22 protein-coding genes and 1 pseudogene are annotated in these 22,606 nt (G+C 70.5%); 10 read left to right on the top strand and 13 right to left on the bottom strand.

Annotated elements, in window-relative coordinates; translation table 11 throughout:
* From OJ997_RS17915 to OJ997_RS17905, 3 genes and pseudogenes are all read left to right on the top strand, one after another.
* A pseudogene (locus OJ997_RS17915) lies at positions 1-227 on the top strand (hypothetical protein); the annotation flags it as partial.
* Positions 228-253: 26 nt separating this feature from the next.
* On the top strand, positions 254-1,120 hold the full coding sequence (dapA, locus tag OJ997_RS17910) for a 4-hydroxy-tetrahydrodipicolinate synthase (RefSeq protein ID WP_270026555.1): 867 nt from the start codon (positions 254-256) through the stop codon (positions 1,118-1,120).
* On the top strand, positions 1,117-2,784 hold the full coding sequence (locus OJ997_RS17905; RefSeq protein WP_270026554.1) for a ribonuclease J: 1,668 nt from the start codon (positions 1,117-1,119) through the stop codon (positions 2,782-2,784). Before dapA ends, OJ997_RS17905 begins: the two co-directional genes overlap by 4 nt.
* On the opposite strand, the gene OJ997_RS17900 is transcribed toward OJ997_RS17905, so the two are convergent.
* Positions 2,730-3,992: an MFS transporter gene (locus OJ997_RS17900; RefSeq protein ID WP_270026553.1), complete on the bottom strand. Its 1,263-nt coding sequence runs from the start codon at positions 3,990-3,992 to the stop codon at positions 2,730-2,732. The two genes, OJ997_RS17905 and OJ997_RS17900, sit on opposite strands and share 55 nt — an antisense overlap.
* Positions 3,993-4,085: 93 nt before the next feature.
* Here OJ997_RS17900 and OJ997_RS17895 point away from each other — a divergent pair, with 93 nt between their 5' ends.
* The 5 genes from OJ997_RS17895 (at position 4,086) to OJ997_RS17875 (ending at position 8,357) form a co-directional block, all read left to right on the top strand.
* The gene (locus tag OJ997_RS17895) at positions 4,086-5,453 is read left to right on the top strand and encodes an HD-GYP domain-containing protein (RefSeq protein ID WP_270026552.1); all 1,368 of its coding nucleotides are present in this window, start codon (positions 4,086-4,088) and stop codon (positions 5,451-5,453) included.
* Between the two features lie 307 nt (positions 5,454-5,760).
* Positions 5,761-6,552: an alpha/beta fold hydrolase gene (locus tag OJ997_RS17890; protein ID WP_270026551.1), complete on the top strand. Its 792-nt coding sequence runs from the start codon at positions 5,761-5,763 to the stop codon at positions 6,550-6,552.
* Between the two features lie 10 nt (positions 6,553-6,562).
* The gene (locus OJ997_RS17885; protein WP_270026550.1) at positions 6,563-7,714 is read left to right on the top strand and encodes a SpoIIE family protein phosphatase; all 1,152 of its coding nucleotides are present in this window, start codon (positions 6,563-6,565) and stop codon (positions 7,712-7,714) included.
* A 7-nt stretch (positions 7,715-7,721) separates the two neighbouring features.
* Positions 7,722-8,156 (top strand): PPOX class F420-dependent oxidoreductase, encoded by a 435-nt coding sequence (locus OJ997_RS17880; protein ID WP_270026549.1) that lies wholly within the window; start codon positions 7,722-7,724, stop codon positions 8,154-8,156.
* Positions 8,157-8,171: 15 nt separating this feature from the next.
* Complete coding sequence (locus OJ997_RS17875) at positions 8,172-8,357, top strand: hypothetical protein (protein WP_270026548.1); 186 nt, start codon at positions 8,172-8,174, stop codon at positions 8,355-8,357.
* Here the strand turns inward: OJ997_RS17875 and OJ997_RS17870 are convergent.
* The gene (locus tag OJ997_RS17870) at positions 8,344-9,213 is read right to left on the bottom strand and encodes an AraC family transcriptional regulator (RefSeq protein ID WP_270026547.1); all 870 of its coding nucleotides are present in this window, start codon (positions 9,211-9,213) and stop codon (positions 8,344-8,346) included. The genes OJ997_RS17875 and OJ997_RS17870 overlap by 14 nt on opposite strands.
* 32 nt (positions 9,214-9,245) lie before the next feature.
* Here OJ997_RS17870 and OJ997_RS17865 point away from each other — a divergent pair, with 32 nt between their 5' ends.
* Positions 9,246-9,965 (top strand): SDR family NAD(P)-dependent oxidoreductase, encoded by a 720-nt coding sequence (locus OJ997_RS17865; protein ID WP_270026546.1) that lies wholly within the window; start codon positions 9,246-9,248, stop codon positions 9,963-9,965.
* Here the strand turns inward: OJ997_RS17865 and OJ997_RS17860 are convergent.
* Genes OJ997_RS17860 through OJ997_RS17810 form a run of 11 tightly spaced genes read right to left on the bottom strand, consistent with a single transcriptional unit; the run spans position 9,962 to position 19,988 of the window.
* Positions 9,962-10,321 (bottom strand): response regulator, encoded by a 360-nt coding sequence (locus tag OJ997_RS17860; protein ID WP_121256065.1) that lies wholly within the window; start codon positions 10,319-10,321, stop codon positions 9,962-9,964. The two genes, OJ997_RS17865 and OJ997_RS17860, sit on opposite strands and share 4 nt — an antisense overlap.
* Entirely contained in the window at positions 10,303-11,217 is a 915-nt protein-coding gene (locus OJ997_RS17855) for a FliM/FliN family flagellar motor switch protein (protein WP_270026544.1), read from the bottom strand. The genes OJ997_RS17860 and OJ997_RS17855 overlap by 19 nt, the downstream gene beginning before the upstream one ends.
* A complete protein-coding gene (locus OJ997_RS17850; RefSeq protein ID WP_270026543.1) occupies positions 11,214-12,206 on the bottom strand; it encodes a flagellar motor switch protein FliM in 993 nt (330 codons plus the stop codon). The genes OJ997_RS17855 and OJ997_RS17850 overlap by 4 nt, the downstream gene beginning before the upstream one ends.
* The gene (locus OJ997_RS17845; RefSeq protein WP_270026542.1) at positions 12,203-12,688 is read right to left on the bottom strand and encodes a chemotaxis protein CheD; all 486 of its coding nucleotides are present in this window, start codon (positions 12,686-12,688) and stop codon (positions 12,203-12,205) included. Before OJ997_RS17845 ends, OJ997_RS17850 begins: the two co-directional genes overlap by 4 nt.
* Positions 12,689-12,712: 24 nt before the next feature.
* Complete coding sequence (locus OJ997_RS17840; protein WP_270026541.1) at positions 12,713-13,297, bottom strand: chemotaxis protein CheC; 585 nt, start codon at positions 13,295-13,297, stop codon at positions 12,713-12,715.
* A gap of 19 nt (positions 13,298-13,316) precedes the next feature.
* Positions 13,317-15,377 carry a chemotaxis protein CheA gene (locus OJ997_RS17835; RefSeq protein WP_270026540.1) on the bottom strand — a complete coding sequence of 687 codons (2,061 nt, stop codon included), beginning with the start codon at positions 15,375-15,377 and terminating at the stop codon, positions 13,317-13,319.
* Complete coding sequence (locus OJ997_RS17830) at positions 15,377-16,315, bottom strand: CheR family methyltransferase (RefSeq protein ID WP_270026539.1); 939 nt, start codon at positions 16,313-16,315, stop codon at positions 15,377-15,379. The genes OJ997_RS17835 and OJ997_RS17830 overlap by 1 nt, the downstream gene beginning before the upstream one ends.
* Complete coding sequence (gene cheB / locus OJ997_RS17825; protein ID WP_270026538.1) at positions 16,312-17,409, bottom strand: chemotaxis-specific protein-glutamate methyltransferase CheB; 1,098 nt, start codon at positions 17,407-17,409, stop codon at positions 16,312-16,314. Before cheB ends, OJ997_RS17830 begins: the two co-directional genes overlap by 4 nt.
* Before the next feature lie 11 nt (positions 17,410-17,420).
* Positions 17,421-17,864, bottom strand: a complete 444-nt coding sequence (locus tag OJ997_RS17820) for a chemotaxis protein CheW (RefSeq protein WP_270026537.1) — start codon at positions 17,862-17,864, stop codon at positions 17,421-17,423.
* A gap of 53 nt (positions 17,865-17,917) precedes the next feature.
* Positions 17,918-19,357, bottom strand: a complete 1,440-nt coding sequence (locus tag OJ997_RS37650; protein WP_270026536.1) for a sensor histidine kinase — start codon at positions 19,355-19,357, stop codon at positions 17,918-17,920.
* Positions 19,299-19,988 carry a response regulator transcription factor gene (locus OJ997_RS17810; RefSeq protein WP_270026535.1) on the bottom strand — a complete coding sequence of 230 codons (690 nt, stop codon included), beginning with the start codon at positions 19,986-19,988 and terminating at the stop codon, positions 19,299-19,301. The genes OJ997_RS37650 and OJ997_RS17810 overlap by 59 nt, the downstream gene beginning before the upstream one ends.
* Positions 19,989-20,090: 102 nt before the next feature.
* On the opposite strand from OJ997_RS17810, the gene OJ997_RS17805 reads away from it, so the two are divergent.
* The gene (locus OJ997_RS17805) at positions 20,091-22,598 is read left to right on the top strand and encodes an FtsK/SpoIIIE family DNA translocase (protein WP_270026534.1); all 2,508 of its coding nucleotides are present in this window, start codon (positions 20,091-20,093) and stop codon (positions 22,596-22,598) included.
* Positions 22,599-22,606: the final 8 nt, after the last annotated feature.

Raw genomic sequence — 22,606 nt, 5'->3', positions numbered from 1 at the left:
CGCCCGGCGTGCCGCCGACCGAGTCTCCGAGCGGCCCGCCCGCGCCCACGGAGGGCTCCGCGCCGCCGCCGCAGGCGCCCGGCGTGCCGTCCGGCCCGCCGCAGCCGCCGACCGAGGGCGAGACCAAGCCGCCGGCGATGCCCGGGGCGCCGTCGTCGGAGGAGGACGCGAACAAGCCGTCATACGCACCGCCGAAGCTCAGCTCAGGAGATCCACTCGCGGGCTGACCGGCCCGCGTGCCATCCTCTACGCCATGCGTCCCTACGAAGGCCTGCTCACGGCCATGATCACCCCGTTCCGTGCTGACGGCGCCGTCGACGAGGAGGGAGCGGTCGCGATCGGCCGCCACTTGCTCGCGAACGGCTCGCACGGGCTGGTCGTGGCCGGGACCACGGGCGAAGCGGCGACGATGAGCGACGAGGAACACCTCGGGCTCATCGCGTTGATCGCGCGTGAGCTCGGGGACGAAGCCACGATTGTCGGCGGCACCGGATCCAACGACACGCGCCACGCCGTCCACCTGACCGAGAAGGCAGTGGAAGCGGGCGTGGACGCGGTCCTTTCCGTGACGCCCTACTACAACAAGCCGAACCGCCGCGGGATCATCGCCCACTTCAAGGAAGTGGCGAAGGCCGCGGGGGACACGCCGGTCATCCTTTACAACATCCCGGGCCGCACGGCCGTCAACATGCCGCCCGATCTGCTCGCCGAGCTGGCGCAGATCGACGGCATCGACGCCGTCAAGCAGGCCAACAGCGACGAGCTGCAGAAGATCGACGGCCTGGCGCTGCTCGCCGGCAACGACGACATCTATGGCAAGGTCCTCGAGCTGGGCGAAGCGGGCGGCATCTGCGTCGCCAGCCACGTCGTCGGCCCGGAGATGCGGCGCATGTATGACGAGCCCGACGCGCGCGCCGAGATCGACGCGTCACTCCAGGAGATCTACGAAGCGATGTTCATCACCGCCAGCCCCGCACCGGTCAAGGCCGCGCTGCAGATGCTCGGCCACGATCCAGGCAGGTTGCGCCTGCCGCTCGTCGAGTGCGACGAGCAGGAACGCAACTACGTGCACAACGCGCTCGCCCAGCACGGACTGCTGCGCGAGGTCACCGCACGTTGAGCGGCACGGTTCGCGTCCTCCCGCTGGGAGGCGTCGGCGAGATCGGCAAGAACATGACGGTCGTCGAGTACGACGGCCGGATCGTGGTCGTCGACTGCGGCCTGCGCTTCCCGACGGCCGAGATGATGGGCATCGACCTCGTCCTGCCCGACTTCACGTACCTGCGCGAGAACGTCGACAAGATCGACGCGATCGTGATCACGCACGGCCATGAGGACCACATCGGCTCGCTGCCGTGGGTGATCCGCGACCTCGGCCAGGAGAAGATCCCGGTCGTCTACGGCGGTCAGCTCACGATCGCCATGGCCCGCTCCAAGCTCGACGAGCACAAGCTGCGCGACGTCAACCTCGAGGTGCTGCCGATCGGCGACGTCGTCGAGGCCGGCCCGTTCACGCTCGAGCGCGTGCACCTGACGCACTCGATCCCCGACGCCAGCGGCGTCGCGATCGGGACGCCGCTGGGCACCGTCTTCTTCACCGGCGACTACAAGTTCGACCAGACGCCCGTCATTGGCCCGCCGGCCGACATGAGCCGCCTGGCCGAGCTCGGCCGCGAAGGGCTGCTGCTGCTCTGCGGCGACAGCACGAACGCCGACCGCCCGGGCATCAGCGACTCCGAGTCGATCGTCGGCCCGCACCTGAACCGCGTGTTCGGCCGCTGCGAAGGCCGCATCGTCGTCACCTGCTTCGCGTCGAACATCCACCGCGTGCAGCAGGTCGTGCACGCCGCCGAGAAGAACGGCCGCAAGGTCGCGCTCGTCGGCCGGTCGATGCGCAAGAACGTCAACATCGGCCGCAGCCTCGGGCACATCGACATCCCCGAGGGGATGCTGCTGCCGCCGCGCGAGATCGACCAGTGGCCCGACGAGAAGATCGTCGTCATCTCCACCGGCTCACAGGGCGAGCCGCTGTCCGCGCTGCGCCGCATGGCCTACCGCGACCACCCGCAGGTGGAGCTCAAGTCGGGTGACACCGTGGTCTTCAGCGCCACGCCGATCCCCGGCAACGAGCGCGCGGTCAACGAGACGATCGACCGGCTCTACCACATCGGGTGCACGGTGGTGACGGCGCGCGACGCGCCGATCCACGCCTCCGGCCACGGCTACGCGGAGGAGGTCAAGATGATGATCAACCTCACCCGCCCGAAGTACGTGATGCCGGTCCACGGCGACTTCAAGCGCATGCTGCTGCACGGCGAGCTGGCCCAGGCCGTCGGCGTGCCGGAGGAGAACATCTTCCGCACCGAGAACGGCACGCCGCTGGAGATCTCCGCCGAGGGCGCGAAGTTCGGCAAGCCGGAGCACTCCGGCATGATCTTCGTGGACGGCGTGGACATCGGTGACGTCAGCGACGTCGCCCTGCGCGACCGGCGGATGCTGTCCGCGGACGGCATCTTCATCGTCGTGGCGACGATCTCCGAGGAGGACGGCTCGTCCGTCGTTCCGCCCGAGGTGATCGCCCGCGGTGTGCCGTTCCTGGAGGGCAACGACAAGTTCACGGACGACCTGCGCGAAGCGGTGGAAGACTCGCTGGACGCGGCCGCCGAGCAGCAGATCACCGAGGTCGACGTCCTGCAGAGCCATCTGCACGACGACCTCGCGCAGTTCATCTACGACCGGCTCAAGCGCCGCCCGATGGTGCTGCCGGTGGTCGTCGAGGTCTGAGCCACCCGTCGCTGGTGCGCCGGGCGTAGCGCCACGGCGACGATCGCCAGCACCAGGATCCCCGCGCCCGCGAACGCGAAGGCGGTGCGCGGGGACCCGAGCACGGTGAGCAGGCCGCCGAGCAGGAAGCCGATGCCCGGCATCGCCGCGCCGATCGACTCGAGCAGCCCGGACATGCGCGCCTGGTACTCGGGCGGCGTCGCCTCCTGCATGGCGGTCATCACCGCGACCCACTGGATGCCGTTGCCGGCGCCGCCGATCACCGACATCGCGCACGCGAGCCAGAGCACGTTCGCCTGCGACATGCCCAGGTAGGCGAAGCCGACCGCGGCGCTGGAGACGATGATCAGCCCGAACCCGGACCGGTGCTTGAAGCCGAGGTAGAGCAGGCTGCCGAGCACGATGCCGACGCCCCAGGCGCTCAGCAGCAGCCCGAACCCGGCGCTGGTGGTGCCGAGCGACTCCTTGGCGTAGATGACCTCGATCGGGACGACCACGGTGAAGCAGATCAGCGCGAGCGACTGCCCGACCAGCAGCGTCCGGATCAGCGGGTGCGAGCGCGCGAACGACAGCCCGTCGCGGAACCGCGCCCGCCACGGCTCGTACGCGTGGTGCTCGACCGACGGCATGCCGCGCGTCGTGGCCAGCAGCCCGGCGATGACCAGGAACGAGGCGGCGTCCACGAACAGCGCCGCGGACACGCCGAAGGCCGCGATCAGGCCACCGGCGATCGCCGCGCCGAACACGGAGGAGGCCGCGAACCCGAGGTTCATCAGCGCGTTGCCCTCCGCGATCAACCCGTGCGGTTGCAGCGTGGCCGCGACCGCCCCGCGCGTGAGCCCGCGACCGGTGATCGCCAGCGTCCCGTCCACGAGGCCGAGCGCCAGCACGAGCGGCAGGAAGAACCGGTCCCCGATCGCCAGGAAGCCCAGCGCGGCGAACACGAGCGCCTCGATCACGTAGATCACCGGCAGCACCCGCCGCAGCGCCATCCGGTCCAGGTGCGCGGTCAGCCCGGTCGAGAACAGCGCAGGCAGAAACTTGGCCACCAGGAAGAAGCCAGCGGTCGGCGCGACATCACCCGTTCGGTCAAAGACGAGCACTGACAGGGCCACGACCCCGATCGAGTCCCCCAAGTCGTTGACCGTGTACGACCCCAGCAACTGGCCGAACGGCCGCACGCGCAGCGGTTCAAGACGCCTCCGCACTCCGGGGCCACTGTACCCCGGAATGGCAGGAGAGCAGTCCTTGCCATAGAAATGCCTTCGGATTTTCCGAGTGGTGCCGATGAGGGTGAGTGGATGCCTAGGCGCCAAGTCATCTTGTCGGTCGCCGCCGCCGCCCTACTCGCGCTTGCGGTCGCGGGCGCGTGCGTCACGAGCGAGGCCGCCGACTGGCGACCGCTGCCGCTCGTCGCGATGCTGCTGGCGTTGGCCGTGGTCAGCGACGCGATCGCCTTCGAGATCCGCGGGCTCCGGCTCTCGGGGTCGTTCCTGGCGCTCGTGCTGGCCATGGCGCTGCTCGGACCCGCACCCGCCGCGGCGATGGGCGCGGCCTCGGCGCTCGTGGACGCGTTCGCGTCGCGCCGCTCGCTGGACCGCGCCCTGGTCAACATCGCGACCTACGCGCTGTTCCCGCTGCTCGGCGGGCTGGGGATCGAGTTCCTCGTCGGGCCCGACGTCCTCGGCATCGACCGCTTCAGCTTCGCGGCCGTCGTGCTGCTGGTCTTCATGGTCACCAACGCGATCAACTTCGCGCTGATCGCGACGGCGACCGCGTTCGGCTACCTGGTGCCGATGCGCGAGATGCTGCGCTCGTTCGTGACGGCGCTGCCGTCCGAGTTCGCGACCGGCCTGCTGACGGCCGGCATCGCCTTCACGTACTCGGAGACCGGTGTCGGCGCGGTCGGGCTGGCCGCGGTCGTGATCTTCGTCTTCCAGTACCTGCTGCGCACGAGCATCGCCGCCGACGAGCGTGGCGAGGAGCTCGAGCAGCGCACGCGTGAGCTGGCCTCCCTGCAGGTCGGCCTGCTCTCGACCGTGCTCCAGACGCTGTCGATGCGCGACGCCATGACCGCTCGCCACTCCGCGGCCGTCGCGCGCTACTCCCGCGAGGTCGCCGTCATGCTCGGCCTCGACGAACGCGAACAGGACCTGATCCACACCGCCGCGCTGCTGCACGACATCGGCAAGTTCATCCTGCCGGACTCCGTCCTGTTCGCCGACCGCAAGCTCACGAACGAGGAGTGGGAGCAGATCAAGCTGCACCCGGAGCAGGGCGCGAAGCTCGTCGAGCGCATCGAGGGCTACGGGCCGGTCGCCGAGATCGTGCTCCACCACCACGAGCGGTTCTCGGGCGGCGGGTACCCCGCGGGGATCGCGGGGGAGGAGATCCCGCTCGGTGCCCGGATCCTGTCCGTCGCCGACACCTACGACGTGATGACCTCGCGCGACTCCTACCGGCGCCCGGTGAGCTCCGAGGAGGCACTCGCGGAGCTGCGCCGCGTGGCCGGCACGCAGCTCGACCCGCAGGTGGTCGAGGTCTTCGAGCGGATGATCCTGGAGAAGGGCGTGGCCTTCAGCCACACCGACGAGGCCGACTTCGAGGCCGAGTTGGCCTTCGAGAAGCGGGTCGCGGAGTACGCTCGCCCGCGGCTGGCGGCGGCGTAGACGGGCTTGGACGTTTGTCCGATTCAGGGATCTCGCGGCCCGGCCGTTAACGAGAACGAGCGCCCATGAGGCGCTCGCTCGCAAGACCATGCGTTGGATTACATCTTCCAGCCCATGTCAGCTCCTTTCCCGCTCACATCCCGCGCTGCAACGCGGACTGTGGGCTCCTGACGTGTGTTCCCTATGACCAGGACACATGGTGCGGGCTGGACTGATTAATCCAAATCGGATGAATGTCCAGAATCGCTCAAGTGTCAGGGCTCGCACATTTGGCGCGTCGGCAGCCTGAGTCATAGACTCTGGCTGCTTGAGCGTCCTCGAACGCAACCACGTTCACGTCAGTGGCCAACCCGACGCGCGCCCGATGCTGTTCGCGCACGGCTTCGGCTGCGACCAGAACATGTGGCGCTTCGTGGCGCCGGCGTTCGAGGCCGACCACCGGGTCGTGCTGTTCGACCACGTGGGGGCGGGGAACTCCGACCTCTCGGCTTACGATCCGGAGCGCTACGGCACGCTCGGTGGGTACGCCGACGACGTGGTCGAGATCTGCGCCGAGCTGGACCTCACCGACGCGGTCTTCGTCGGGCATTCGGTGAGCGCGATGATCGGCGTGCTCGCCGCCGCGCGCGCCCCGGAGGCCTTCGGCACGCTCGTGCTGGTCGGCCCGTCGCCGCGCTATCTCGACGACGACGGGTACGTCGGTGGGTTTGAGCAGGAGGACATTGCGGAATTGCTCGACTCAATGGATTCGAACTTCCTCGGATGGTCGAGCACGATGGCCCCGGCGATCATGGGCAACCCGGACCGGCCTGATCTGGGGGAGGAGCTGACGGCGAGCTTCTGCCGGACGGACCCCGACATCGCGGCCAGCTTCGCGCGGGTCACCTTCCTGTCCGACAACCGCGCCGATCTCGCGACCGTCCGCGTCCCGACCTTGGTGCTGCAGTGCAGCGACGACGTGATCGCGCCGTCCGTGGTCGGCGACTACGTGCACGCGCAGATCCCCAGCTCGGTGCTCGTGCGGATGGCCGCCACCGGCCATTGCCCCAACCTGAGCGCGCCGCAGGAGACCATCGACGCGATCCGCGCGTTCCTCTAGCGCGACCGCGATGAACTTCGCGGATCCCAGCGCCGAGGACCTCTACGAGCGCGCACCCTGTGGCTATCTGTCCACGTCGCCGGACGGGACGATCGTACGCGTGAACGCGACGTTCCTGCGCTGGACGGGCTACAACCGCGAGAACCTGGTCAACGAGCGGCGCTTCCAGGATCTGCTGAGCCCGGGCGGCCGGATCTACTACGAGACGCACTTCTCCCCGCTGCTGCGGATGCAGGGCAGCGTCCGCGAGATCGCCGTCGACATCATCACGGCCGACCGTCAGCGGCTCCCGGTGCTGGTGAACTCGGTGCTCGTCACCGACGAGGCGGGAGCGCCCCAGCTCGTGCGCACGACCGTCCTGGACGTACGTGAGCGCCGGGCGTACGAGCGCGAGCTGCGCCTGGCGCGCGACCGCGAGCGCGCCGCCCGCCGCGCGCTCGAGCGCCAGCACGAGCAGGCCAGCGCGATCTCGCACACGCTCCAGCAGAGCCTGCTGGCCGACGAGCCGCCGCGGGACCCCCGCTTCGCCATCGCCGCGCTCTACCACCCCGCGGTCGCCCAGCTCGAGGTCGGGGGCGACTGGCACGACGCCTTCGAGCTGCCGAACGGGCGCATCGCCGTCACGGTCGGGGACGTGGTCGGCCGCGGGCTGATGGCCGCCACCGCGATGGGCCAGCTCCGCAGCGCGGTCCGCGCCCTGGCGGTCACGGGCGCTGGACCGCGCGAGGTGGTCAGGTTCCTGGACACGTACGTGGAGCAGGTCGTGCCCGCGCGCTTCGCCACGTTCGTCTACGCGGAGATCGACCCGGACTCCGGCGCCACCACGTTGGCCGTGGCCGGCCATCTCCCACCCGTGATCGTCACCGTGGGCGGCGACACGCGCCTGTTCATGGAGGGACGCTCGACGCCGCTGGGGATCGAGATCGAAGCGTTGCCGCGCGTGGAGGCCACGCTCGTGCTCGCTCCTGGCGACCAGCTGGTGCTCTATACGGACGGGCTCGTGGAGCGCCGCGGTGAGAGCATCGACGTCGGGCTGGAGCGCCTCCTGACCGCGGCCGGGCAGGATGCCACCCCGGCGTCGCTGGCCGTCGCGCTCGACGAGGGCGCGGGCGGCGACGACGACGTCTGCGTGCTCGTGTTCAGCCGCAGCCGTTCGCGATGATGCGGGAATGCCCGCGCTCCCCGCAGACCTCCGCACCCTGATCGAGTCCGGCCCGCTCACGCACCTGAGCACGATCAACGCCGACGGCGGCCCACAGGTGTCCGTCGTCTGGCTCGGCCTGGACGGCGACGACCTCGTCACCGCCCACATGCGCCGCGATCAGCTCAAGCTCCGCAACCTGGACCGTGACCCGCGCGCGGTGCTCTCGTTCCTGGCGCCCCGCGAGCCGGGTGTCTTCCTCTCCCACTACGCCGTGCTGAAGGCCCGCGCGACGATCGAGGGCCCGACCGAGGACGCGTGGGAGCTCCTGGACCGGCTCGCGAAGCTCTACATGACGCCCGAGACGACGTTCCCGGCGCCGCGCGGCCCGGGCTACATCGTCCGCTACGCGCTCGAGCGTGTCGGCGGCGTCGGGCCGTGGGTTCAAGCGTCCGCCGGCTAGGCCGATCACCAGGGGGTGAGGTCCAAGCTGCGTGTCATCGCCACCGGGTTCGCCGCCGTCGTCTTCGCGGTCGGCCTGTCCGTCGGCGCGGCGCTGGCCGAGGACATGACCTCGCACGGCGCGCCGAAGGCCGCCGACGGCACCCACTGGGCGCCGAGCGGCGTCTGCCTGCTCGACGGCAAGACCGTCAAGCAGCCGTAGCGCGCAGCCGCGCCGCGTCCCGGCCGGGCGGGAGCCCGAACTGGCGCCGGTACTCGCGGCTGAACTGCGACGCGCTGTCGTAGCCGACGCGGAACGCGACCGTGGCGACGTCGTCGGCGCCCGTGAGCAGCAGCAGCCGCGCCTGCTGGAGACGCACCTGCTTCTGGAACTGGATCGGGCTGAGCGCGGTAACGGCATGGAACGCGCGGTGGAACGCGGAGGCGCTCATGCCGCACGTGCGCGCGAGGTCCTCGACGCGAAACGGGCGCGCCGGGTCCTCGGTGATCGCGCGAACCGCCCGGCCGATCAGCGTCAGGCTCGAGTCGGTCATGCCGATCTGGCGCACGCTCGCGCCGAGTGGCCCGTTGATCAGCCGCCAGAGGATCTCGCGTTCGAGCATCGGGGCGAGCACCGCGTGGTCGGACGGGTGGTCGAGCAGCCGCACCATGCGCGTGACGGCGTCCAGGAGCTCCGGCGAGGCGTCGGCGACCCCGAGGCCCGACGGCGCGGGCCCGGGCGGCACGTCGAGCAGCAGCTCGGCGATCACGGCGGGCCGCAGCACGAGCCCGAACCCGAGCGCCGGCGTCGCGGTGTAGTGGCCCGTGATCGGCAGGTCCACGGACGCGACGAGATACTGGCCGGGGCCGTAGTCGAAGGTGCGCTCGCCGATCGCGAGCCGCTTCGCGCCCTGGGCGATGAGCGCGAACACCGTGCCGGTCGTCGACGCGCGCGGCTCACCCGCGCGGTCGGCGGCCGACAGCAGCACGCCGTCGATCGCGGTCGTCTCGTCGGGCCGGGCGTGGCGTGCGATGAGTTCGCGCAGGATTGTGCATTGATCCGCGCGTTCTGGGCTCACACTTTCCAGCTTCATAAGCGAAAACTACCACCATGACCAAGATCGCACTTGTGACCGGAGCAGGATCGGGCATCGGACGCGCCGCGGCGCAGCAGCTCCACGACCGCGGGATCGGCGTGATCACCACGCACCACCGCAACCCGGCCGACTTCGTCTCGCTCCCGCTGGACATCGCCGACACCGCGAGCCTGCCCGCGTTCGCCGAGGCCGTCCGCGGCGCGCTGCGGGAGCACTGGGGTCGCACCAGCTTCGACTACCTCGTCAACAACGCCGGCATCGGCGGGCCGTCGGCGTTCGCGGACACCACGGACGAGATCTACGAGCGCTACCACCGCGTCCTGCTCAAGGGCCCGTTCTTCCTCACGCAGGCGCTCCTGCCGCTGCTCGCCGACGGCGGCGCGATCGTCAACACCGGCAGCAGCTCGACGCGGCCGGGCGTGACCACGGTCGGCTACGCCACCTACGCGGCGATGAAGGGCGGCGTGGACATGCTCACGCGCTATCTGGCGGCCGAGCTCGCGCCGCGTGGGATCCGCGTCAACGCGGTCGCGCCGGGGCCGACGCGGACCAACCTGGGTGACGGCGGGATCGACGCCTACCCGGAGTTCATCCCACCGATCGTGGCGGAGACGACCCTGCAGCGCCTGGGGGAGAGCGACGACATCGGCAAGGCCATCGCCGCCCTCCTCTCGGACGACCTCGGGTGGATCACCGGTGAGGTGATCGAGGTGTCCGGTGGTTACAAGCTTTAGGCCAGGGCCTTCCCAACCGCCTCGAGCACGCGCTCGGGCTTGAACGGCTTCACGACGAAGTCGCGGGCACCGAGCTTGATCGACTCGAGCACCTTCGACTCCTGACCCAGCGCCGAGCACATGATCACGCGGGCGCTGGGGTCCAGCTCGATGATCTCCTTCAACGCGGCGAGGCCGTCCTTCTCGGGCATCGTGATGTCGAGCGTCGTGAGCTCAGGCTTGAGCTCCTGAAACCGCTCGAGCGCCTCGACGCCGTTGCCGGCCTCACCGACGACCTCATGACCGCCCTTGGTGAGCGCGTCAGAGACCATCTTCCGCATGAAGGCAGCATCGTCGACTACCAGGATTCGGGCCATCCGGCCACCTCCATTCCAGAATCACTGTCGTTTGCATTCTCCAGGACGTGCTCGATGCGCACGGCCCAGTCTGTCCCATCCACCACTACCAGACGGCCAGTGGCGAAGCGTGTTCCGTTCACGTAAAGATCGATCGCGTCATCGGCCAGCCGGTCGAGCTCGACGACCGCCCCGGGGGGCAGGCCGACGATCTGCGCCGACGGCATCCGCGCCCGGCCGAGTTCTGCCCACACTCTGACCGGGATGCCGGACAGAGAGGGCTTGGCCCCCGTGGTGCCGCGCGGCGTGGCGCCGGCGGCGGGCGTCTCCGGGACGCCGCCCTGGATCTCCGAGCCGATCTCGTCCAGCGCGCTGGACATGCGCACGACGAACGCGTTCGGGACGAGCTGGACGATCCGCGCCGGCTCGCCGCAGACCGACATCGCGATCCGCACCGCGTACGGGGTCTTGGCGTAGGCGGCGGCGATGTCGTCGCCGGCGGTGAAGGTCTTGGTGTCCGGCGTGCCGATCTCGACCTCGTTGCCGAGCACGACGGACGTCGCGGCGGCGGCGGAGGCCATCATCTGGTTCATCGCCTCCGACACCGCGGAGAGCTCGAGCTCGGACAGCTCCTCGGCGTCCGGGTCCTCCGGCTCGTCCATCCCCATCATCGAGGCGGCGAGGTTGCGCGCCCCGTCGAGCGTGATCAGGAAGACGTTGCCGCCGGTGACGCCGTCCACGTAGGACACCGACATCGCCACGCACGGCACCGGCGCGCCCGCGAAGGCACCCTTGGGGTCGTCGAAGGTCGTGACCTCGCCGACGGAGACCTTGTCGGCGGCGAACATCTCCAGCACGGAGAGGCACGCCTCGCCGGTGGACTCGCCGAGCTTCGTCAGCGCCTCGGTGGAGCTCATCGGAAGCTCTTCCCCTTGGCCAGGTTGTTGGTGACCTGCACGGCGCGCCGGCTGCCGCTGCGGCCCGGGCGGCCCGTGTGGACGGGCACCTGGTCGGCGTACAGCGTGATCCCGCCCGAGGCGGGCGAGTTCAGGCGCAGCAGATCGCCCTCCTTGAGGGCCAGCACGGACTCGATCGGCAGCATCACCGAGGCGACCTCGGCACGGACCATCATCTCGACCGAGCCGACCGCCTGGCGGACCGAGGAGGCCTCGTCCTCGCTGCGCGGGCCGTTGTGGTCCTCACGCGAGCCGAAGCGCTCCGCCACCGGGGCGATCGCCGACCACGGGATCAGCAGCGCCATCGTGGCCGAGATGCCGCCGAGGCGGGCCTCGATCATCATCGACAGCGTCGGCTCGGACACCGAGACCATCTGCGCCGTCTCCAGGTGCTGGTCGACCGTCTCCAGCTCGAGCGTGAGCCCGGCGACGTCGGTCCAGATCAGCGTCAGCTGCGCGAGCAGGCGCTCGAAGAAGTGCCGGCCGAGCGCCTGGTCGATGTCCGTCATGCGGCGTTCCTTGACGCCGCCGTCGATCGACCCGCCGAGCAGCAGCTCGATCGCGCCCAACAGCAGCGAGCTCTCCGTGGAGAGCAGCATCCGCGTGCCGATCGGCTCCACGTGGAAGATCGCGGCCGTCGAGGACGACGGCACCGCCGCGTGGGCGTTGGCCCACGTCAGCTGGGAGGAGGTCAGCAGCTCGAACTCGAGCGGCACGCGCAGTTCGGCGGACAGTCGCGTCGACGCCGTGCGGCAGAAGGCCTCGAGCGTGCGGCCGAGCCGGCGCTCCTGCTCGGCGGTGAACTTGGTCGGACGCGTGAAGTCGACCGCGCGCATGCGGCGGCGCCGCTGTGGGGTGGGCTTGTCGTCGGGCAGGCGCCCGTCGCGCGCCGCATCGACCAGCGCGGCGATCGCGTCTTCGCTGAGTACGGGTCCGCCGGTGCCGCTCATGCGTTCACTCCAGCGGTCGCACCGGCGAGCAGGGGCTTCTCGGTGCCGCCCGCTTCCTTGACGGTGACCTTGTTCGGGCCGACGTAGACGCGGATGGTGCGCCCGCGCGAGCCACCGGTCTCCTTGGCGATCACGTTGATGCGCTGCTCGCGCAGCAGCTCACGTACAGCGGCTTCATTGCGCTGCCCAACCTCGAGTGAGGACTTTGACACGGCGAACATGCTGGCACCACCGACAAGCACTGCCTCAAGCATCGGCCGGCGAGCGCCAAGCTTTACCACCCGATCGACCAATTCAGGAACGGCGAAGTCCGCGAACTTCCAGGATCCCTTGGGCGCATTGCCGCCGGAGGCGGGCAGCACGACGTGCGCGAGGCCGGCGATGCCCGTCCGCCGGTCGAGCAACGCAAGGCCGATGCAGGAGCCCAGCCCAAGGGACACGAGGACATCACCGGCGACGGCCGAGGCGGCGAGCTCGCCCATCCTGACCATCGTCTCCGCCATGAACTAGACGCCCAGGCGCTCGAGCATCTGCTCGACGCCGCCCTGATCGGGCACCAGCAGGAACGACACGGAGCAGTCCTCGCCTTCGACGACGAGGTCGGAGTCCAGGAGCAGCGCCACGTCGCCGGCGCCCGCGCGCTCGGCGAGGACGGTCTGCACGATCGCGCCCAGCATGTCGGTCGCCGCGGCCGGCGGGGTCGGCTCGAGGTCCATGCCGATCATCTGGCCGAGCGCGTTGATGTAGCTGGCGCCGACGATGTTGCCGATCTCCATCAGCGCGGAGATCCCGTACTCGCTGCCGGCCTCGACGCCGAGCAGGCCGCACATGAGCTCGGCGTCCTTGGGCGTGAACAGCAGCAGCACGGAGCCGGGCATGTCGCCGACGATGCCGAGGACGACGCCGGTGGCCTCGGACTCCGCGTCGCCGATCGAGCCGACGGCCTCGGCCATCGGCAGGACGAAGGCGTTGGGCACCGAGATGTCCACGCTCTTGCCGAGCATGCCGGAGAGCGCGGTCGAAGCCGTGCCCGAGCCGATGTTGGCCAGCTCACGCAGTGCGTCGAGCTGAGTATCCGTATATCGGGTCAACGTACGTCCTTTCTGGTGCTCACGCGGAGACGGGGACGTCGACGACCGCGTCGCAGTCGACGATGAGGGCGATCTGACCGTCCGAGAGGACCGCGGCGCCCGAAAGGGCGGCACCGTCGGAGACCTCGGGCGGCAGCGGGCGGGTGACGAGCTCGTGCTGGCCGATCATGCGGCTGACGGTGAGCGCGAACCGGTCGCCGTTGCCACGCACGACGACGGCGTACTCGGCGCCCGGGCTGGTCGGCCCGCCGTAGTGCTCGGACGCGTCGACGACGGGCAGCACGCCGTCCGACAGGACGAGCATCTTGGTCCCGGCCACGGAGCGGACCGCGTGGTCGGCGACGCGCACCGTGCGCTCGATGCGGTCCAGCGGGATCGCGAACGGGCGGTTGTCGGCCTCGACGATGAGCGCGGCCATGATCGCCAGCGTCAGCGGGAGGCGGATCTGCGAGCTCGTGCCCTTGCCCGGCTCGGAGGTCATGATGACCTCGCCGCCGAGCCCACGGATCGCGGCGCGGACCGCGTCCATGCCGACACCGCGGCCGGAGATGTCACTCGTGACCTCGGCCGTGGAGAACCCGGGGGTGAACAGCAGCTCGACCGCGCGCGGCATGTCGATCGAGTCGACCGCCATCGGGTCGATCAGCCCGCGCTCCGCGGCCTTCTCGGCCACCTTGCGCGCGTTGATGCCGCGACCGTCGTCGGCGACCGTGATGATCACGTTGCCGCCGGCGTGGCGGGCCGAGATCTCGAGGATGCCCTGGGCGGGCTTGCCGGCCGCGACGCGCTCCTCCGGTCCCTCGAGACCGTGGTCGAGCGAGTTGCGGACGAGGTGCACGAGCGGGTCGCCGAGCGCGTCGACCACGGTGCGGTCGAGCTCGGTGTCCTTGCCCACGAGCTGCAGGTCGACCTGCTTGCCGAGCTTGGTCTGGAGGTCGCGCACGAGCCGCGGGAAGCGCAGGAACACGGCTTCCACGGGGATCATCCGGACCTGCATGACCATCGACTGCAGGGCGTGCGACGTGCGCGTCAGGTTCTGCATGGCCTGCGAGAGGCCCGGCACGTCGGCCTGCTGGATGAGCGCCTCGACCTGCGTGCGGTGCAGGACGAGCTCGCCCATGAAGTGCATGAGCTGGTCCAGGCGCTCCGCGTCCACGCGGACGGTGGAGGAGCCGCCGTGGGCCTTCTTCTCCTGCGGCTTCTCGGCCTTGGCCGGCGGCGCGGGCGCGGCCGGGGCGGCGGGCTTCGTCGGCGCGACCGGAGCCGCGGCCTCGGGGGCCTCGCCCGCGGGCACGTCGACGTCGAGCGCCGCGACCGGCGCGGCCGGCGGGGCGGTGACTTCCTCGGCGACCTCGTCCGGCGCGTCGAGCGCGGCGTCCGAAGCGGCCTCGAAGACGTGCACCTCGGCGACCTCGGGCACGGACGCGACCGCGTCCTGGATCTCGGTGTCGGTGCGCTCGGAGACGACCCACGCGTCGATGTTGCGGCCGTCGAAGGTGTCGACGTCCTCGGGCGACGGGATGCACTTGAGCGTCTCGCCGTAGCCCGCGATCACCGACAGGACCATGTAGCCGCGCACGGCGGGCATGGAGACGTCGTCGTCGAGGCGCGCGGAGATCTGGATCACGCGCCGGCCGTCGGCCAGCTCGCTGAGATCCGACGGCGGCGGCGTGACGCCGATCCGCTCGGCCTCCTGCTCGGCCGTGCGCTCGCGCACGAGGCCCTGGAGGCTCTCGATCAGCACCTGCGGCTGGATGTTCTCCTGGCCGGTCTCGTCGATCGACTCGACCGCCGCGGAGAGCGCGTCCAGGCACTGGAACAGCACGTCGATGGCGACGCGCTCGAGGCCGCCCGCGCGCTGGCGCAGGAGCTCGAACACGTCTTCCATCTCGTGCGTCAGGGCCGCCATGCCGGCGAAGCCCATCGTCGCGCTCATCCCCTTCATGGAATGCGCGATGCGGAAGATCTCGTCGACCGTTGCTTGGTCGTCGGGGGTCTCCTCGATCTGAACGACCGCGAGGTTGAGCTCCTGCAGGTGCTCACGCCCCTCGGCGAGGAACATCGGGAGATACTCGTCCATTAGCTCTTCTGGTAGATGAAGTGGTAGGGCGAGGTCAGGCCGAGGCCCTTCGGGTCGGACACGCGCTCAGACGTTCCGACGACGAGGTAGCCGCCAGGCGAGAGCGCCTGGACGAGCCGCTGGTGCAGCGCGTCCCGGACCTCTTCCGTGAAGTAGATCACGGTGTTGCGGCAGAAGACCACGTCGTAGCGTGCGGTGGGAACCGCCATACGCAGAAGGTCCCCATTTTCGAAGCGCAACATGCGCTTGAGTTCGGGCTTCGCGGTCCAGCCGCCGTCCTCACGCGGGTCGAAGTGCTTCTGCAACATTCCCTTCGGCGACGTGCGCGCGTCCTCCGGGGTGAAGTAGCCCTCACGGGCGCGGGCCACCATGCGCTTGTCGAGGTCGGTGCCGACGATCTCCACGGGGATCTTGGGCAGCGTCTCGCGGCAGACCGCGGCGATCGTGTACGCCTCGGCGCCGTAGGAGGAGCCGGCGCTCCAGATCTTCAGGCGCTTGCGCTCGGCCAGCTCCGGGAGGATCTTGTTGCGCAGGACCTCGAACTGGTCCTCGTGGCGCCACAGGTGCGAGACGTTGATCGTCACGCGGTCCAGGAACGCGTCGAGCTCCTGCGGGTCCTTGCGCAGGATCTTGCCGTACTCGGTCAGGTCCGGCGTGCCGCGGCGCTCGGTCCACGTGCGGACGCGGCGCTCCATCTGGTTGCGCTTGTACTGGAGCAGATCCACGGCGCACAGCGTGCGAACGAGCTCGCACAGGGCGGTGAAATCGTCGTTCTTCAGGCTCGCGGTGCCGACGGCGGGGCGCGCGGCGGCGGGACGCGCCGGCGCGGCCGACGTGGCCGGGCGCGGCGCCAGCGGCGTGCGGGCCGGACGATCGACGCCCTTGGGCGTGATCAGCGGCTTGCGCGGCGTGAGGGGGGTACGAGGGGGAAGGGTCATGCGCCGGCCTCCCGGGCAATTGCGGCGGGCAGGTCGTTGAGTGGAAGGATCTCGTCGGCGAGGCCGGCCTCGGCCACCGCGCGCGGCATGCCGTAGACGACGCAGGTCGACTCGGCTTCGACGAGGATGCGTCCGCCGGCCTTCTTGACCGCCTTCGCGCCTTCCAGGCCGTCCTTGCCCATGCCGGTCAACACGACCAGCACGAGGTTGGAGCCGTAGATCTTCGCGACGTCCTCGATCGTGAGGTCCGCGCGCGGGCGCAGGCCACCCATCGGGGCGTCGTCGGACAGGCGCACGCGCCCGTCCTTCTCCATGCGGAGATGCGCGCCACCAGGGGCGAGCAGGAGGCGCTTGGGGTCGACGGCGTCGCCGGCCTTGGCCTCGATCACGTTCAGGCGCGAGGTGCCGTCCAGGCGCGTCGCCAGCGAGGCGGTGAAGCCGGGCGGCATGTGCTGGACGATCACCGAGCCGGAGCCGAGCGGCGACGGCAGCTTCGGGATCAGCTCCCCGAGGGCCTTCGGGCCGCCGGTCGAGGAAGCGATCATCACGAACTTCTTGCCACCCGTGCGGACCGGGCGGGCCGGAGCGACGCGCGCCACGGCAGGCTTGTTGACGAGCGGGGTGACGGAAGCGGCGGACGTGGCCGGCGCCAGACGGCGGCGCGCACGCGCCTTGCCGCTGTCGGCCGCGTCGTTGACCTTGCGGGCGAGGTCCTTGGTGAACTCGTCCATCGACTCACCCATCGCCGGCTTGGCGACGAGGTCGAACGCGCCCTCGGCCAGCGCGTCGACCGCGCGGGCGCCGTGGGCGGGGGAGAACGCGGAGACCACGATGACCGGGACGCTCGTGGCCTTGCCGGCCTTGAGCGCGCGCAGCACGCCGAGGCCGTCGAGGCCGGGCATGTGCAGGTCGAGGGTCATCGCGTCGGGCCGGTGCTCGTTGCAGGCGGCCAGTGCCTCATCGCCATTGGCCGCACCCGCGACCACGTCGAAACCCTGGCGAGAAAGGGCGTCGGAGAGAATGCGGCGCATCAGGCGCGAGTCGTCAGCGACGACGACTCGCACCCGCGCGCTCGTGTTGGGGAGGCTGGCCACCGGACCGGGGACTACGCGGCGGCGAGCTCGTCAACGCCGGTGCCGGCGAACAGGCCCTCCGGGTTGAGCAGGATGACCAGACGGTCGCCGATCTTCGCGATCGACTCGATCGTCTGCAGGTCGGCGGACGGGACGGCCTCGAGCTGCTCGGCCGTGACGGTGAGGACCTCCTCGACGTCGCCGACGACGACGCCGGCCTGGCCGGTGCCCGTCTCGACGATGACGATCTTGCCGAACTCGGCGTCGCCGGCGTCGATGCCGATGCGCGAAGCGAGGTCGTAGATCGGGATGATCTTGCCGCGCAGGCCGATGACGCCGCGGATCCACGGCACGTCAGAAGCCACCGAACGGGGCTCCGAGAAGCGGATGATCTCGTGGACCGAGCCGATCGGGAGGGCGTACTCCTCCGACCCGAGGCTGAAGACGACGAGCTGCTGGGAAGTGGTGTCAGACATGTCCCTCTGTGCATCGGCCGAACGGGCCGCGGCTTGAGAGGGCGTCCGACCGTTCAGGGGAGGGCGGGGAACCGCACTACGAAGCGGGCGCCGCGGCCGTCGAGCGGCGGCTCGAGCGTGACGGTCCCGTGATGGCTCTCCGCGACCGCCCGCACGATCGCCAGGCCGAGGCCCGATGACCCGCTGCGATCCCCGTGGGCGCGGAAAAAGCGCTCGAACACCTTCTCGCGCAGCTCGGGCGCGATGCCCGGCCCGTCGTCCTCCACCGCGAGCACGACATGGCCGTTCTGCCGCTCCACCGACGCCTCGACCGCGGTGCCCGGGTCGGTGTGCCGGAGGGCGTTCTCCATGAGGTTCAGGACCAGACGGTGAAGTTCGTCCTGCACGCCCTCGATCTCGGTGCCCGGCGCGGCCGTGATCGAGATGTCGTGGTCCCCGGCGACCGGCTCGAGCTCGGACGCGGCCGCGACGATGACCTCGGAGAGGTCCACGGGGTGGTGCTGGATCGGCACTCGGCCCGCGTCCTGGCGCGCCAGCAGCAACAGGTCGGCGACGAGCCGGCGCATCCGCTTGCTCGAGCGCAGCGCGGACGCCGCCGCCTCCCGGTGCTCGCCGTGCAGCGTCTCCTCGAGCAGCTCGAGGTTGGCCAGCACCGACGTGAGCGGCGTGCGCAGCTCATGCGAGGCGTCGGCGATGAACTCGCGCTGGCGCGCGAGCGTCCCCTCGGTCTCGGTGCGGGCCTCGTCGAGCGCGTGCAGCATGCCCTCCAGCGTCGTGGCCAGCTCGGCGATCTCGTCGTCGGCCTCGGGGCGCGGGAGCTTCAGCGACGCGTCGCGGGTGCGTTCGACCTCGCGGGCGGCGGCGGTCAGCTCCGCGATCGGCTCCATCGCGCGCCGGGCCGTGGCGAGGCCGGCGAGCAGGGCGAGGCCGGTGCCGCCGAGCACGCCGAGGCCGAGGAAGACCTTCACGCGGTTGGCGGTGGCGGACACGTCCGAGACACGGCGCGCGTACTGCAGGTAGATCAGCAGGTAGACGGCCGTGTCGCCCGGATACAGGCGCAGCTCGCGCGTCTCCACCCGCCAGCCGTCGATCTCGCGCCCGCCGACTTCGGGCTCACCGAAGCTCGGCGCGTTCGCCGAGCCGTCGAAGCGGGCGCCGTTGGTGTACACGACGCGGACGACCGCGTTGCTGCCCGACGTGTACGCGTCGAGGTCCGTGTTGCTGTTGAAGAGCGGGTTGCCCTTGGTGTCCCGCCCGGCCGACTTGTAGTCCAGCCGCTGCTGCAGCTTGTCCGCGGCGGACGACACCTGGCGGTTGAAGTCGGCGTAGATCGCCCGCGTCGTCAGCGTGCCGACGATCACGGCGAAGCTCAGCAGGATGATCAGCGTCAGCGCGGCCGCACCGCCGGCGAGGCGCCAGCGGATCGGCTGCCGCTTATACGCGGAGTACGTAGCCCGCGCCGCGGACCGTGTGGAGGAGACGGGGCTCGCCACCGGCTTCGAGCTTCCTTCTGAGGTTGGACACGAACACCTCGATGGTGTTCGTGATGGAGAACGGGTCGTAGCCCCAGACCTCGTCGAGCAGCTTCTGGCGGCTGATCACGAGGCGCTCGTTGCGCATCAGGTACTCGAGCAGCTCGAACTCGCGCTGCGTCAGGTCGATCGACCGGTCCGCACGCGCGACCTCGTGCGTGTCCGGGTTGAGCGTGAGGTCGCCGACGCGCAGCGGGGCCATGCCGCGCGGCGGGCGCCGGCGCAGCAGCGCGCGCAGACGCGCGAGCAGCTCCTGACGCTCGAACGGCTTCACGAGGTAGTCGTCGGCGCCGACGTCCAGGCCCTCCACGCGTGACTCCAAGGCGTCACGCGCGGTCAGCATCAGGATCGGCGTGTCGTCCCCGTCCTCACGCAGCCGCTTCGCGACGTCGATGCCGTCGAGACGGGGCAGACCGAGGTCCAGGACGATGATGTCCGGCAGGAACGCGTGCGCTTCATCGAGGCCGCGCACGCCGTCGGCGGCGAGCTTGACCTCATAGCCCTCCAGGCGCAGCGAGCGCTGGAGGACCTGGGCGATCTCCTCGTCATCTTCGACGACGAGCACGCGCACGGGACGGCTTGCGGCATCCATTCTTAAAGATGGTACGCCGACGGCGGCGGAATGCGCCCGACCTTTTAGCTGGCCCTGAGGGTGCAGGGGTCGGCGACGTTATGTCGAAGGGGCGGGGGCCAGATGCCTGCCGCCAAGAAGAAGCCCAAGAAGAAGCCCGCTGCCCGTGCGCGCCGCTCGGCGCCGGGGCTCGGCCTGCCCGCCCTCGAGCAGCGCCAGCTCGACCTGATCGGCCTCGGAACGGTCGGCCTCGGCCTGTTCTTCGGGTTCCTCGTCTACGCCGGCTGGGAGGGCGGACGCGTGGGCTCGCAGGCGGTCGAGGCCCTGATGTGGCTGCTCGGCGCCGGGCACTACCTCGTGCCGGTGGCGCTCGTGGCCGCGGGCGCGATCGTGATGCTGCGCCCCGTGCTGCCCGCCGTGCGGCCGTTCCGCTCCGGCGCGATCTGCCTCTTCCTCGCGGTGACGCTCGCCCTGTCGGCCGGGACGCTCGGCGTCGGCCCCGACGGCGCGCGGCCGGACTGGTGGGACGCCGAGTGGGTCAAGACGCGCGGCGGCATGGTGGGGGAGACCCTCGACTGGGGGCTCGAGACCCTGTTCGGCGCGGTCGGCGCGCACATCGTCGCGGTCTTCCTGTTCATCGCGGGCGTGCTGCTGCTCACGGGCGCGTCCGTGGCGAGCGTGATCAAGTTCACGACCGACTCCGTGTCCTCGACGACGCGTGAGCTGCGCACCGCCGCCAAGAACGCGCCGCGCCCGCGGCCCCGCCCGCGGGTCCGGGACGACCTGGCGACGCTGGAGCGCTCCACCCGCGTGAAGGTGTCCACGAAGGCGCCGCCGGCGACGGAGATCAACGAGCCGCCCGAGTTCTCGTCTCTGTGGGATGCGACACCCGAAGCGGATGAGCCCGACGAGGAGCCGATCGTCGTCGAAGCCTTCGCGCCGGAACCGGAGCCCGACCTCGAGCCCGAGCCGATCCTCGAGCCGGAGATCGAGGACGAGCCGGAGGTCGAAGAGGTCCCCGAGCTCGAGCGCCTCGCCGAGGACCAGGACGAAGAGGGCGTCATGCGTGGCCCCGCCAAGCCCGTCGATCCCGAGCAGCTCACGCCGCAGGGCCGCTACCGCGCCGAGGTCACCGACTCGCCCGACTTCGTCTGGCAGGTCCCGGACGCGAGCGCGCTGACGCGCTCGACCGAGGACCAGTCGCGCCCGGACACGGCCGGCCAGGAGAAGGTCGCCGCGCAGCTGATCGAGGCGCTCGCGCACTTCAAGATCGAGGCCAAGGTCATCGGCATGGTCGCCGGCCCGCACATCACGCGCTACGAGCTGCGGCTCGCGCCGGGCATCAAGGTCGGCAAGGTCGCCCAGCTCAAGGACGACCTCGCGTACGCGCTCGCCGCGGCGGACATCCGCATCCTCGCGCCGATCCCGGGCAAGCAGGCGGTCGGCATCGAGGTGCCCAACGCGCGCCGCCGGATCGTGCACCTCGGCGACATCTACGGGCAGCCGCCCGAGGACTGGTCGCCGCTCACGGTCTGGCTGGGCAAGGACGTCGCGGGTCGCGCGATCGGCGCCGACCTGGCGAAGATGCCGCACCTGCTCGTCGCCGGCACCACCGGCGCGGGCAAGTCCGCGTGCGTGAACGCGATGCTCTCGTCGATCCTGCTGCGCGCAACCCCGCACGAGGTGCGGATGGTGCTCGTGGACCCCAAGCAGGTCGAGCTCACGCACTACGACTCGATCCCGCACCTGCTGACGCCGGTGATCACCTCGCCACGCCAGGCCGCGACCGCGCTGCAGAACCTCGTGCGCGAGATGGAGCAGCGCTACGGCGCGATGGCGCTGGCCCGGACGCGCACGCTGAAGGACCTCAACAAGGTCCGCGCGACCCGCGACCAGCCGCCGCTCCCGTACATCCTGTGCGTGATCGACGAGCTCGCGGACCTGATGATGGTCGCGCCCGCCGACGTCGAGGACTCGATCATCCGCATCGCCCAGAAGGCGCGCGCGGTCGGCATCCACCTCGTGCTGGCCACTCAGTCGCCGCGCGTGGACGTCATCACGGGCATGATCAAGGCCAACGTGCCGTCGCGGATCGCGTTCGCGGTCTCCTCGCAGACGGACTCGCGCGTGATCCTCGACCAGAACGGCGCCGAGGCGCTGCTCGGCATGGGCGACATGCTCTTCTCGCCGGTCGGTTCCTCGCGCCTGCAGCGCATCCAGGGCGCGTTCATCGACGAGCCCCAGATCGAGGCCATCACGGACGCCTGGCGCGACCAGGGCGAGCCGGAGCTGCGCGACGACCTGCTCGAGGAGGTCGCGGAGGAACCGGTCGAGGCCGAGAGCGCTCCGGACGAGTTCGACCCGGACGAGGACCCGCTGCTGGAGGACGCGATCCGACTCGTCGCCGAGATGCAGACCGCCTCGACGTCGATGTTGCAACGTCGCTTGCGTCTCGGGTACACCCGAGCCGGGAGACTGATCGACATGCTCGAGCGGCGTGGTGTGATCTCCGGATATGAAGGTTCTAAGCCACGCCAGGTGCTTGTGACCGAAGCTGACGTGCCCCGCGTGCTCGAGGCGCTCGCCGGAACGCCGGCGAAAGTGCCCGATGACGACGGCTCGCCCGAGTAGGGCGCTTG

Origin of the sequence: Solirubrobacter phytolaccae (genome assembly GCF_027587195.1) — a bacterium.
Taxonomy (GTDB): Bacteria; Actinomycetota; Thermoleophilia; order Solirubrobacterales; family Solirubrobacteraceae; genus Solirubrobacter; species Solirubrobacter phytolaccae.
This window is presented reverse-complemented; position numbering and strand designations above follow the sequence as displayed.